Below are 13,318 nucleotides of genomic sequence, written 5' to 3' on the forward strand. Positions count from 1 at the left end.
CACCTTTCTATTTTCACAGTTCAATTTCCTTCATGATTAGTCTCATATCTTCAAAAAACGTTGGATAGGAGACATTAATACAATCCGTTTCATCAATTGTAACAGGTTCATCACTTATGATTGAAGCAATAACAGCCATCATAGCCATACGGTGGTCATTCTCAGATTGGACAGAACCACCTTTTAATTGTGTAGGACCTTTAACTACAATTTGATCTTCTGATGAAAAGACTGTTGCCCCAAGGTTTTGTAATATGCTAACTGTCGCCTCAATTCGGTCTGTTTCTTTATAACGTAATTCTTTAATATGGTTAATTTTCATTTCACCTTTAGTTTGAGTTGCAATAAGAGCTAATAAAGGTATTTCATCAACCATACTTGGAATCTCCTGTTCTGTAATAGTTGTCGGAATGAGCTCTGAATATGCCACTTCTATTGTACCAACAGGCTCGTCTCCAATATAACGTTCAACGGAAACGTTAATATTAGCTCCCATTCGCTTTAACACATTCACAAGTCCCATTCGTGTTGAGTTAACCCCTACTTCTTCGAGGATTAAATGGCTACCTGGTGTTATAACTGCAACTGCGATCCAAAATGCAGCTGATGATTGGTCGCCAGGTACAGTAATATTCGTTGATTTTAATGATTGTTTACCACTAACCTTAATGTGTTGTCCGTCAACTTCAACAGAGCCTCCAAAAGCTGATAACATTTTTTCTGTATGGTCTCTTGTCGGATTATTTTCAATGACTGTAGTCGTTCCGTTTGTTAGTAATCCAGCTAACAAGATCGATGATTTAACTTGAGCACTGTCTACTGGTAAACGATAAGTAATCGGCTGCAACTGTCCACCTTTTACTTGCAACGGTAGTTTGTTTTCATCTTTCATTGGGAAGAATTGAGCACCCATCTCTGTTAATGGGTTAAGGACTCTCCCCATAGGACGGTTAATTAATGATTCATCACCATTTAAATGGGTGTTAAAAGGTAATGCTGACAACAATCCAATTAAAAGTCTTGTTGTCGTGCCCGAATTACCCATATCTAGTGTAGTATTAGGCTGTCTTAAGGAGTTGACACCTTTACCTAATACTTTAACTTGTTCACCATTTTCACTAATATGTACCCCCAACGATTTAAACGCTTCAATCGTCCTTCGACAATCTTCTGAGTGTAAAAAACGATCAATGACTGTTTCCCCGTCTGCGATTGAAGCTAACATAACAGCTCTATGAGAAATCGATTTATCACCAGGAACTTTAACCTTCCCATTGATTAATCCACCTTTATAATGAAATTGCTCTGCCAAATGATCCCTCCTCACCTCTAACATAACGCCTTTACATTTGGGGTTTGTGATATATAACTAATAAACCCTTCTAAATAGGATTCGATTACTTTTTGATCAAAATGTTTAACATAAGGGTTTCCATACGTTGTTAACAAAATCAGTGCGATTTGTTGATTATCATTCTTTTTATCCGCTAACATGGATTTGATTAACTTTTCACTTTCCCAATCATTAATAGTTAATTTATATCCTAATGATGTTAACCAATCAATTAATGATTGGTTGAGTAAGTTAGATTGACCTCTTTCATTCTCTAGATCAGAAACGTATAAGTCGAACAGAATTCCAATCATAACAGATTCACCATGGGTTAGAGAATAACTTGAATAAACTGATTCAATTGCATGACCTAATGTGTGTCCTAAGTTTAAATATTGTCTAATATTAGACTCACGTTCATCATTTTCTACTATTTCTCGTTTAACGTGTATCGAGTCTTCGAGAATATTAGAAAAGTCAGGGTCATGAATAGAAATTTGCGATTTATTCAATAAGCTCTCAAGTAAAGAACCATTTTGAATGAAACCATGTTTAATAACTTCAGCTAAACCTGATCTAAATTCTCTGTCACTCAACGTCGCTAACATGACTTGGTCATAGATTACGAGGTCAGGTTGGTAAAACTGACCGATTACATTCTTTACATTAGATAGGTTAATCGCAACTTTGCCCCCAACACTACTGTCATGCGCTAACAACGTGGATGGCATTTGTATGAAGCCGATCCCTCTCATATATGTTGAAGCGACAAAGCCAGCCAGGTCACCGACAACACCTCCACCTAATGCTAATACAGCTGAATTACGATCCAACTGCTCATCTAGTAAAAATTGCTGAATTCGTTCAAATTCAGCGAACGACTTGGAACGTTCACCTGCTTGTACTACATAGTTAACAGTTGAAACGTGTGGAGACAGCGCATGTGTAACATCATCCAAATAAAAGTTCGCTACATTTTCATCTGTAATAATAGCGACTTTGTTGAACTGAAACGATTCGATGAGAGTGCCAATCTCATATCTTAAGTTTGAACCGATCAAAATACGATATCCTTTAGAAGTATTAACGTTAATTTCTCTCATTAAAACGTTCTAATCCTTTCTCGATACTCATTTACAGATTGCTTTAATTGATCCATGTAATCTGATGGAAACTGTTCAATAATAGAACTTGCAACTTCCCAAGCGACAACATGTTCCATAACCACAGCTGCTGCAGGTACAGCACAGCTGTCAGAGCGTTCAATGCTAGCTTGAAACGGTTCTTTCGAATTAATATCTACACTTTCTAAAGGCTTATATAAAGTTGGGATTGGTTTCATAACCCCTTTAACAACAATTGGCATCCCTGTCGTCATACCACCTTCAAAGCCACCTAAATTATTCGTTTTACGATAGTAACCACGTTGCTCGTCATAACCGATTTCATCGTGTGTCTCACTACCACGTGTACGAGCTGCTTCAAATCCAATGCCGAACTCAGCACCTTTGAAAGCATTAATGCTTACAACAGCACCAGCAATCTTAGAATCTAATTTCCGGTCATATTGTACGTAGGAACCTAAGCCTGCCGGTACTCCTTCTACTGTTACTTCCACGACTCCACCAATTGAATCACCATCTTGTTTTGCTTGATCGATGAAGTGCTTCATTTCTTCTTCTTTTGAATCATCAATGACACGTACTGGCGACTCGTTAGATTTCTTGATCTTCTTTTCAACTGACATAGGAATATCACTAGCCTTTATGCCATGTATCTCTTTTACGTATCCTACAATATTAATATCTAGTTCTTTTAATATCTGTTTAGCAATTGAACCAGCCGCAACACGCGCTGCCGTTTCTCGTGCTGATGAACGCTCTAACACGTTTCTCATATCACGGTGATTATATTTTAAAGCACCATTTAGATCAGCATGTCCAGGTCGAGGTTTTGTCACTTGACGTCTAATATGTTGATCTTCTTCAATTGGGTCTTCACCCATAATATCTTCCCAGTTCTTAAAGTCGTCATTTGTAACCGCAAGTGTAATTGGTGAACCTAGTGTGTAACCATGTCGAACACCACTTAGGATCGATACTAGGTCCTTTTCAATTTTCATACGGCGCCCTCTTCCATAGCCGCCTTGCCTACGAATAAGCGATTCATTCACATCTTCTTTAAGTAAATTTAATTGTGCCGGTATACCTTCTACGATTGTCGTTAATTGTTTACCATGTGATTCTCCAGCTGTTAAATATCGCACTTTAAAACACCTCTTAAATTATTGTTTTTCATAAAAGAACGTTTCAGCTACTTCAAAGTTAAAGCTTTGGGGGTTAAAGATTTGCTCGGTACTACCGACAAACAAGACTCCACCTTCTACGAGCGATTGTGAGAACCAATCATATACTTGGTTTTTCGCATCTTCTGTGAAATAAATTAATACGTTTCGACAAACGATCAAATCGTAACTTGAACGATAACAGTCAGCTAATAGATTATGTTTACTAAATTGTACGCAATTCTTGATTTCTTCTGATAGCGAATAGAAATTACCCTTTTTGTCAAAGTACTTTTCTTTTTTGTCTCGCGGAACCTCTTTTAAAGATCTCTCCGGATAAACGCCTTCTTTCGCTCTTTGTATAGCTAACTCATCGATGTCTGTTGCATGAATCGTGATCTCTTCCAATGGGAAGTAATCACTTAAGATCATGGCAATCGTATAGGGTTCTTCACCCGTTGAGCAGGCTGCACTCCATACTTTCAAGCGATCTTTACCTTCCTTTAATGTAGGAAGAATCTTTGTTCTAAATGTTTCCCATCTATTAAAGTTACGATAAAACTCTGAAACGTTAATTGTCATACGATCTAAAAACTCAAAATATAATTGTTCGTCTTGTATTAAAGCTTTATAGTAGTCATTGAAATTAGCAAAGCCACGCTTATCTCTTAACGTCGTTAGTCTTCTTTTCATTTGTTTCTCTTTATATAGTGCTAAGTCGATCCCCGTTCTTTTCTTTATATCAGATATAAACGTTATGTAATCATCCCTCATAATACCTCTCCCATCATAACATCCATTATATAATAGGTCTTATGCCTAATGCTAGAAATTACGGTTTTATTTCAAATGTTGTGGTGAGAGGATTTACACCACACACTTATTAACATTTTAACGAATATATTTATCACCGCTCCATCAAAATGCTTCGCTTTCCGCGGGCACGGCTCGAGCCTCCTCGGCCCAAAGAACGGAGCCTGTGGGGTCTCGAGACTCGTGCTGTTCCCGCAGGAGTCTACGCATTTTGATTCCGCTTAGTAAAGATCACATAACCCAAATGTGAATATGTACTTTTATGTTAATCAATCCTGTCCTATCACTTTTTTATTCTGTTACAAATGCTATATTCAATGATTGTAGCACCAATTAATGCCATAAACCTTTCGACATATTCTTTCATATGATTTTATACCACATGATATACGCTTCAATATCTTAATAGTATTATTAATCCCTTCTGCATTACTATATGGATACATAAAAGAGTGCATAATTTCTTTCGCCAACGTTGAAACATCCTTCCTACAGAATGAAATGGTACCAAACACACTTTTCTAAGCCCTTGTTTGACTGTCATTTGATCACTCGTTTTGAACCATTGGTTCACTTCATTCTTAAAGTCATAAGCTTTTAGTATAACAAGAGAGTGTATTTTTTGTTTTGAATGTAATGTTCAACCTCACCTTTTTATACAGGTGAGAATGTAACGAGCGATAGGCGGCGACGCCAGGTCGGCTAAAAGCGGCCACGTCCTGTGTCCAACGCCGACATTAGACCATCCAGGTCGTCATGGGAACAGCACGAGCTGAAGATCCACTGGGGAAAGCGTATTTCTTTCCCCAGTTAGCTGAAGCCGTGCCCACGGCAAGCGTCCGCCGATAGCGAGTTACAAACCAGAGCCGAAATTACAAATGAAAAATTTATTTTAGGACAAAAAGAAAACCAATCGTGTCAATGAAGATCACGATTGGTTAGAACTTGTTAAGTACAAACAATTAATTTTTTATTTTAGTAAATCCACTGATCAGCATCTTTAGTGTAGTCAACTTGTCCACCTTCGCTAAAGAAAAGACCGATTTCACGTTCAGCTGACTCAGGTGAATCAGAACCGTGAATGACGTTTTTACCAACTGTTAAACCATAGTCACCACGAATTGTGCCGATATCTGATTCTGCAGGGTTAGTAGCACCCATCATTTTACGTGCCGTTGTAATAACATTTTCACCTTCCCAAACCATTGCAAATACAGGTCCAGAAGTAATAAAGCTTGTTAACTCACCGAAGAAAGGCTTGTCTTTATGCTCACCGTAATGCTCTTCCGCTAATTCATTAGGGATTTGCATTAGTTTAGCGCCAACAAGCTTGAAACCTTTTTGTTCGAAGCGAGATACGATTTCACCTACTAAGTTTCTTTGTACACCGTCTGGTTTAACCATAATAAAAGTTCTTTCCATTGTCTTGTCACCTCTTAGATTATTTTGTTTCAAACCGTAAAAAGTTTATCAAATTTTAAGATAAAATACAATTTTAAAATTTACGTTTTCCTAAATAGCCAGCAATTTTTTGCAATGTCCGTTTTGGTTTTGTATTAGGTAGATCATCCAACTGTTGCAGCGCTTTCCTTAAGTAGGTCTGACTATATTGGAACGATTCTTCGATAGCATTCGACTCTCTAATTTGTTTAATAGCGAGCTCTGCTTTTGTTATGTCTTTAGGGTTATTGAAAAATTGCTCAACATGATTGTAAATAGTTTTGTCATTAAACGCTAAAATTGTAGGCAAGGTTAAGTTACCGTTTAATAAGTCACTTCCAACAGGCTTTCCTAGATCTTTTTCATTCGATGTAAAATCTAAAATATCATCAATAATTTGATAAGACATACCTATGTAATATCCATATAAACCTAAACGTTCAACGACTTCTGGTTCACTATTAGCGGCTATAGCACCTAACCTTGTACTAGTAGCAATTAATAAGGCTGTTTTACGCTTTATTCTTCTAAAGTAATTAAATAAACTTTGGTCGATATCATATTTGTCTCTCAATTGCTCAATCTCACCTATACACACTTGGTGGATTGTGTCAGACAAGACATCATGTATTTGTTGTTCATTTTGCCCTTTAACTAACTCTAATGTTCTAGCAAAGAGGAAATCACCTGTATACATAGCCGTTAAATTATCCCATTTATAATTAACAGTCGGATGACCTCTTCTTGTGTCTGCAAAATCAATGACATCATCATGCACTAATGAAGCCATATGAATTAGCTCTAAAGCAACAGCTACATTAATTGCCTGCTTTGTATCCGATTGACCAAATTGCGACGATAACAAGACAAAAATCGGCCTAATCCGTTTACCACCAGCTTGGAGAAGATGATTTGAAGCAGTTGAAATCATCGAATGCTCTTTACCAGTGATTTGTTTCATTTTATTCTCGATTTCAGTTATATCGTCGTTCATGTATTTAATAGTGGTTGCCAACTTCATCAAATTCACCTTTTTAAAAGTTTACTTTTTTCCCAAATGCATAGCCGCTGCTCCTAAAGCGAAGCTCTTAACTTTCACATCGTCAAACCCTGCTTCAAAGAACATGGATTTAAGTTTGTTTTTGCCAGGGAAGTTTTTCGTTGATTCATGTAACCATGCATATTCTTCATAGCTTTTAGCGAACAACTTACCAAACAACGGCATTATATGTTTAAAGTAAAAGAAGTATAATTGCTTGAAAACAGGAAGTGTGGGCTGTGAAGTTTCTAGACAGACTACTTGGCCACCTGGTTTAACGACACGGTACATTTCCTTTAACACTTGCATATAGTCTGGAACATTTCTTAAACCAAACCCGATTGTTACATAGTCAAAACTATTGTCTTCATACGGTAGAGACATTGCATCGCCGTGTACGAACGTGACTTGATTCGCACTTTGTTCTTGTTTCTTTTCTTCCCCTACTGACAACATATTTTGACTAAAGTCTAGTCCTGCAACGTTGCCCTCAGGTCCTACAGCATCAGCTAACGCTAAAGTCCAGTCCCCTGTACCACAACAAACGTCTAAGCAGTGTGAGCCCTTTTCAACGTTCATCTGTTTCATCACACTTTTGCGCCAAGCTTTATGACGTTGAAACGAGATAATGGAGTTCATCCGGTCATACCTTTTATATATTTTCTCGAAGACATTATGTACTTTCTCTGATTTTGTATTTGGGTCCATCTATTTCTCTACTCCTACTAACGCATTTATAATAAATATATTTGGTTGATCAAAATACGTTATTCTATAATTAAAAATTTAACGTTGTTCAATGACTTGTTTAATCTCATTTTGTTGGTTATTAATTAACTGAGTAAACCACGGCAAATAATTATGAAGGCTTAATATTTTACTTTGTATTTCGGGTAGCCACTGATCTTCATAACTTTCGATTTCATAATAATGCGCTATTCCGTTAAACAAGTGTGAATAAACGTTAATTACTTGCTCAACCCACTCTTTAGGTGTGAATTGTTTATGTAATAAGTCTACTTTATATTCATTAATCTTTTTTATGTACGGTAAAAAATGATAGAGAGCATTCGTTAATTCTGCATTAGAAAGTAGTTTATAAAATAAACTACTGTGATAATCCCCTAATAATACTTTAAGTTGGTTATCTTTTAATTCTTCTTGAGAACTACTCTCGTTAAAATGTTGATCAACTATGTCATGAACGTTTAGCGATACTTGCATGTTGACTAGTGCGTCTGCAATAATATGGTCTTTTTGATCAACAAGCTTATATATATACCACATATAATCTTCAACAAATACTTGGTCATACAAGGCTTCATCAATATAAGGGTGCTTATACCGTTTCAGAAACTCACTTTTGACGTCGTTTATATTTTCAAAATGCGATTGCATAATTAATCACCTTTTTAACCTAACTAATTAGGTTTAATATCTCTCCTGTTATGTATTTTAGCACTTTTCCTCTATTTTATCTAATCTACTGAGCTAAAAATTCGTAACGTAGAAGTCACATTAAAAAAAGAGGGGTTGTCCCCCTCTTTTAACTGCCCTATGTATCAATTATTTAACTGCATCTTTAAGGGCTTTACCTGGTTTAAACGCAGGTACTTTGCTTGCAGGAATATCAATCTCTTGACCAGTTTGAGGGTTACGTCCTTTACGTGCAGAACGCTCACGTACCTCAAAGTTACCAAATCCGATAAGTTGTACTTTTTCAGATTTTGTTAAAGAATCAGTGATTGCTTCGAATACTGAATCTACAGCTTTTGAAGCATCCTTCTTTGAAAGGTCAGCGTTTTCAGATACTGCATTGACTAGATCTGTCTTGTTCATGTTTTTCACCTCCTTTAAAAGGATAAATATCATTTAACTTTTACTTTTAGGCTAATTAACTTCAAAGCAAAAGTTAATCACAGAGATGACTAAATTGTTGCAAGTTTCAAACATTCAAACTACTAACATTGTTACCAAGATTTAAACAAAGATACATAGAAAATGCAACAAATACGCATTCTATCAGTGTTTAGTAGCATTTTGATTCATCAGTAGCATATTTTTCTAGTTGATGTAACTGCATATTATCACATGCTTTGAGCTGTTTCAACACGAAATTGCACCAAATCAACGTTTTTTCGTTTTTTTTAGGTATTTTTGACTACTTTTGCAATACATTAAATTACATCTATTACAAATTAAAGTTGACAACAAAAAAACGAGTGACACATTAGGTCACTCGTTTTTTAAGGAAATTTTTATAAAATTATAGCGATTAAACCACCGCTACCTTCATTAATGATACGCTCTAAAGTATCTTTCAACTTGTATCGAGCATGCTCTGGCATTAATGTTAATTTAGCATGGATACCTTCTCTAACAATTGAACTTAATGAGCGGCCAAAAATATCAGACTTCCAAATTGATAAAGGATCTTCTTCAAAGTCTTGCATTAAGTACCTCACAAGTTCTTCACTTTGCTTCTCAGTACCAATAATCGGTGCGAACTCTGATTCTACATCAACTTTGATCATATGAATTGAAGGAGCTACTGCTTTTAACCTTACTCCAAATCGTGAACCTTGCCTAATAATTTCAGGTTCTTCTAAACGCATATCTTCCAGTGAAGGACTAGCAATTCCATAGCCTGTTTGTTTTACCATCGATAGTGCATCAGATACTTGATCATACTCTCTTTTAGCATCAGTATAATCTTGTAAAAGCTCTAACAAGTGGTCTTTGCCTCTAATTTCTTCTCCTACAATTTCATTTAACACTTGATCGTATAACTCATCTGATGCGTGTAAATCAATTTCTGCAACACCTTCGCCCATTTCCATTCCAGCCATTCGCGCTTCAGTAATGAATTCATAATCATGGAATTCGCCTACAACACGATCCACATCTCTTAAACGCTTAATGTTTTGGACTGTGTCTTGAATCGCTTCCTGAAACTGTCTTCGCAGCCAATGATCTTCTTTTAATGACATTACCCAACTTGGTAAATTAACATTGACTTCAAGTACAGGGAACTCATATAAGGCTTCACGTAAAATGTTATTAACGTCATCTTCGTGAAGGTTTTCAACTGACACCGGTAATACTGGAATATCGTGTTCTTCTGCAAGTTCTTCTCTTAGTATGTTTGCTTCAGGTGAATGCGGTTGGCTAGAGTTTAAAACCATGATGAATGGTTTACCAACTTCTTTCAATTCATCTACAACTTGCTTTTCAGCTTCTACGTAATCTTCTCTTGGGATATCACCGAATGAACCATCAGTTGTTACAACGATCCCAATTGTTGAATGTTCTTGAATTACTTTTCTTGTACCCATTTCCGCTGCATCATGGAATGGGATTGCTTCTTCATACCATGGAGTATGAATCATTCTTGGTCCGTTTTCATCTTCGAAACCTTGAGCACCAGTAACAGTATACCCGACACAATCGACTAAACGTACGCGAACATCTAATCCTTCTTCAACTGCTACTTCTACAGCTTGATTCGGAATGAATTTAGGCTCAGTTGTCATAATTGTTCGACCTGCAGCGCTTTGAGGAAGTTCATCCTTTGCTCTTTCTCTTTCCTGTTCATCAACGATGTTTGGTAAAACAACGAGATCCATAAAGCGCTTGATAAACGTTGATTTACCTGTTCTCACTGCTCCAACTACTCCTAAATAAATGTCCCCGTTAGTCCGTCTCGATATGTCATGAAACACGTTAAACTTTTCCATTTTATCCCTCCGACCTGATCCATTTATCGACCACTTGTTATGATTTGGCACTACTAATTTATGTCGTTGTCCTAATCAAATATGACTTAAAAATATAAAAAAATAGAGATTCTAAAAAATAATAATAGAATCTCTATTTAACCTTATGAAACTTTATTCAGTTACTATGCCTTCTTTTAGAACAATTTGCCCATCTTCTAGATACATTTCAGGAGAAAACGCAGGGACAATTGGATAATGTTCGATTAGTAAATACCGTAAGTCCCCATCATATTCATCGATATCTTCACTTTCCATTAATTGATAAACATCAGGTCGATAATCTACGACAGCTTCACCTTGTGTTGTCATGACGACATCAAGATCTTGTCCAGTATATGGGCTAGTGACATTAGGTTCGTCTCTTAAGTTGACGCGGTCTTCATTGATCGTAAATAAACCATTTCCTAGCGACTCACCATATGGAGGGTTACCTGCATTATTACGATAAATATTAATTTCATAATTAATTGAACTTAACGTTTGCGTTACCCGTACATCTGAAACTTGTACTGTTGGCTCTTCTCGCGGATCTACAATAACATATGAGTAATAGCCACCTTGTTCGTAAGCATTTCCTGGTGTTTCACCAAGAATATTTTCTTCTTTTAGAGAATTAAAATTGACCGGGTACTTAATAAACAATGGTGTGTCTTGATCTCGTGTATGGATGGGTAAAATTCCATTATTACGTTCACTAAACTCCTCCACTGCTTGTTGCACAGCCGCTAATTGTTCATCGTTTGTAGCCTGATTTTCTTGCATACGTTCATTTGGGTACAAACAACCAGATAATAATACGGTAAAAGTTAATAAAGTTATCATTTTTAAATTCATGGTGTACTCGCCTCCTTCTACGGCGGGGTAGGCCCGCTAAACACGATGTACAAGATTATAAAACCGCCAACTAACATACAAATATAGGCGATGGCTGCAACAACTCCACTAACAACTCCTGTTAACTTATGTCTTGCTAACAGTATTAGACCAGTTGCCACAAATAATAGAATCATACCGACAAATGATATGTACATTCTTAACATTGGTTCTGACATAGGGATGCCTTCCTTTCGCACAGTTTAAAACCATTAAAATTATAACACGAAATAGCTAGCTTATGCTTGTCCAAACATAGTTAAAAGAGGTGTAGGGGCATACACCTCTTTTTTTATGACTAACTTCCTCAAAAGTAGCTCAAAATTCTATTACATTTCATCATATGAATTTTAGCATAGTTATGCCAAGTCCTCTTGCCCAAATTATAACTATTTTTTGAAAATCTGTTGTAACGTTGAGTAATCTATTGAATCACTCTTTTTAACAATCATCTCTACTAGTTGGTCTTCCTTTTGTTGACTCATCGGTTTATTTGCCATTCTTGCTAATTGTTTAACTAGCCTACGTACAGTTCTTTCATCCGAGAAATCGGCATTTTGAACGGATTGTGCCACTTGGACAATTTCTTCAGGCGATATATTGGCTTTCTTATTCAAGTGCTCAAAAATTGACTGTTGAAAGTCTTGACTCATGTTGATCCTCCTTCAGTATGCATTCGTAATAATATATGCATTCTAAAGGAAGTTGTTCTATTTTAAACGTGATGAATTAGACTATCCATTAGAAATTTGCTCAAGCTCATCCGCTTTGCTACGGTTCATTAAATCATCGACAACGTCTTTAGCTGGTTTATCATTCACAACTAGTTCATAGAGCCCTTCTGTAATTGGCATATTCACTTCTAGCTTTTTAGACATTTGATACGCAGCTTTCGTCGTACGTACACCTTCAACGACCATTCCCATTTGATCTAATACATCATCAAGCTTGTAGCCTTTACCAAGCATATTGCCTGCACGCCAGTTTCGGCTATGTTGGCTTGTACAAGTCACGATTAAATCACCTACACCTGTTAAACCAGCAAATGTAAGTGGATTTGCATCTAAGTGTTTTCCTAAACGAGCAATTTCTGCTAAGCCTCTTGTAATTAATGCAGCTTTAGCATTATCACCATAACCTAAGCCGTCAGATATCCCTGCACCTAATGCAATAATATTCTTTAATGCTCCACCAATCTCAACACCTACAAGATCTTCGTTCGTATACACTCTAAAGTTCTCATTCATAAATAAATCTTGAACAATAATAGCTTGATCAATTTGGAGCGATGATACTGTAACAGTTGTTGGTTGTCTTCTCCCAACTTCTTCAGCATGGCTTGGCCCACTTAACACAACGATTCCTTTACCTATTTCAGGACCTAATTCTTCGGCCATCATTTCAGAAATACGTTTATTAGTTTCAGGTTCAATCCCTTTTGAGGCATGAATAATGGTTTGTTCACTTGTTACAAAAGGTTTGACTTGTTGACACACTTGTCTAATTGCTTTAGTTGGTACTACAAACAGAATAGCATCAGCATCTTTTACAACCTTTTCCAAATTAGTATCAGCATGAATTAATTGATTTAACTGAATGCCTTCTAAGTATTGTTTATTTTCACGATCATTGTTTATTTGTTCAACTTGTTCTTCGCGGTGTGACCATAGAGCAACTTCAAGATCATTATCGGCTAAAACTATTGATAATGCCGTGCCCCAACTTCCAGCACCTAATACAGCTACTTTCCCCATACT

The 13,318-nt window shown here is 36.5% G+C and carries 15 protein-coding genes; all 15 read right to left on the reverse strand.

All coding sequences use genetic code 11. The annotated features are described in order from the left end of the window. Positions 1-13: 13 nt before the first annotated feature. The 15 genes from aroA to AHA02nite_RS04675 all read right to left on the reverse strand — a co-directional run bounded on the left by aroA (position 14) and on the right by AHA02nite_RS04675 (position 13,315). Positions 14-1,312 (reverse strand): 3-phosphoshikimate 1-carboxyvinyltransferase, encoded by a 1,299-nt coding sequence (aroA, locus tag AHA02nite_RS04605; RefSeq protein ID WP_146814844.1) that lies wholly within the window; start codon positions 1,310-1,312, stop codon positions 14-16. Between the two features lie 17 nt (positions 1,313-1,329). Beyond that, positions 1,330-2,436 carry a 3-dehydroquinate synthase gene (gene aroB / locus AHA02nite_RS04610; RefSeq protein WP_146814846.1) on the reverse strand — a complete coding sequence of 369 codons (1,107 nt, stop codon included), beginning with the start codon at positions 2,434-2,436 and terminating at the stop codon, positions 1,330-1,332. Next, the gene (aroC, locus tag AHA02nite_RS04615) at positions 2,436-3,599 is read right to left on the reverse strand and encodes a chorismate synthase (RefSeq protein WP_146814848.1); all 1,164 of its coding nucleotides are present in this window, start codon (positions 3,597-3,599) and stop codon (positions 2,436-2,438) included. Before aroC ends, aroB begins: the two co-directional genes overlap by 1 nt. Before the next feature lie 18 nt (positions 3,600-3,617). Beyond that, on the reverse strand, positions 3,618-4,391 hold the full coding sequence (locus tag AHA02nite_RS04620) for a CheR family methyltransferase (protein WP_146814850.1): 774 nt from the start codon (positions 4,389-4,391) through the stop codon (positions 3,618-3,620). Between the two features lie 353 nt (positions 4,392-4,744). After that, entirely contained in the window at positions 4,745-4,945 is a 201-nt protein-coding gene (locus AHA02nite_RS15435; RefSeq protein ID WP_407642716.1) for a transposase, read from the reverse strand. Positions 4,946-5,405: 460 nt separating this feature from the next. Beyond that, the gene (gene ndk, locus AHA02nite_RS04630; RefSeq protein WP_017185985.1) at positions 5,406-5,852 is read right to left on the reverse strand and encodes a nucleoside-diphosphate kinase; all 447 of its coding nucleotides are present in this window, start codon (positions 5,850-5,852) and stop codon (positions 5,406-5,408) included. A 73-nt stretch (positions 5,853-5,925) separates the two neighbouring features. After that, positions 5,926-6,891 (reverse strand): polyprenyl synthetase family protein, encoded by a 966-nt coding sequence (locus AHA02nite_RS04635; protein ID WP_146814853.1) that lies wholly within the window; start codon positions 6,889-6,891, stop codon positions 5,926-5,928. A gap of 21 nt (positions 6,892-6,912) precedes the next feature. Then, the gene (locus tag AHA02nite_RS04640; protein ID WP_146814855.1) at positions 6,913-7,617 is read right to left on the reverse strand and encodes a demethylmenaquinone methyltransferase; all 705 of its coding nucleotides are present in this window, start codon (positions 7,615-7,617) and stop codon (positions 6,913-6,915) included. A gap of 78 nt (positions 7,618-7,695) precedes the next feature. Next, positions 7,696-8,307 (reverse strand): heptaprenyl diphosphate synthase component 1, encoded by a 612-nt coding sequence (locus AHA02nite_RS04645; RefSeq protein ID WP_146814857.1) that lies wholly within the window; start codon positions 8,305-8,307, stop codon positions 7,696-7,698. Positions 8,308-8,475: 168 nt separating this feature from the next. Further along, the gene (locus AHA02nite_RS04650) at positions 8,476-8,748 is read right to left on the reverse strand and encodes an HU family DNA-binding protein (RefSeq protein WP_146814859.1); all 273 of its coding nucleotides are present in this window, start codon (positions 8,746-8,748) and stop codon (positions 8,476-8,478) included. Between the two features lie 419 nt (positions 8,749-9,167). After that, a complete protein-coding gene (gene spoIVA, locus AHA02nite_RS04655) occupies positions 9,168-10,646 on the reverse strand; it encodes a stage IV sporulation protein A (protein WP_146814861.1) in 1,479 nt (492 codons plus the stop codon). A gap of 153 nt (positions 10,647-10,799) precedes the next feature. Further along, the gene (locus tag AHA02nite_RS04660; RefSeq protein WP_146814863.1) at positions 10,800-11,522 is read right to left on the reverse strand and encodes a hypothetical protein; all 723 of its coding nucleotides are present in this window, start codon (positions 11,520-11,522) and stop codon (positions 10,800-10,802) included. A 17-nt stretch (positions 11,523-11,539) separates the two neighbouring features. Then, the gene (locus tag AHA02nite_RS04665; protein ID WP_146814865.1) at positions 11,540-11,740 is read right to left on the reverse strand and encodes a DUF2768 domain-containing protein; all 201 of its coding nucleotides are present in this window, start codon (positions 11,738-11,740) and stop codon (positions 11,540-11,542) included. A gap of 210 nt (positions 11,741-11,950) precedes the next feature. Beyond that, on the reverse strand, positions 11,951-12,214 hold the full coding sequence (locus AHA02nite_RS04670) for a stage VI sporulation protein F (RefSeq protein ID WP_146814867.1): 264 nt from the start codon (positions 12,212-12,214) through the stop codon (positions 11,951-11,953). Positions 12,215-12,295: 81 nt separating this feature from the next. After that, entirely contained in the window at positions 12,296-13,315 is a 1,020-nt protein-coding gene (locus AHA02nite_RS04675) for an NAD(P)H-dependent glycerol-3-phosphate dehydrogenase (protein ID WP_146814869.1), read from the reverse strand. Positions 13,316-13,318: the final 3 nt, after the last annotated feature.

Origin of the sequence: Alkalibacillus haloalkaliphilus, assembly GCF_007991275.1 — a bacterium.
In the GTDB taxonomy this organism is placed as follows: domain Bacteria; phylum Bacillota; class Bacilli; order Bacillales; family Alkalibacillaceae; genus Alkalibacillus; species Alkalibacillus haloalkaliphilus.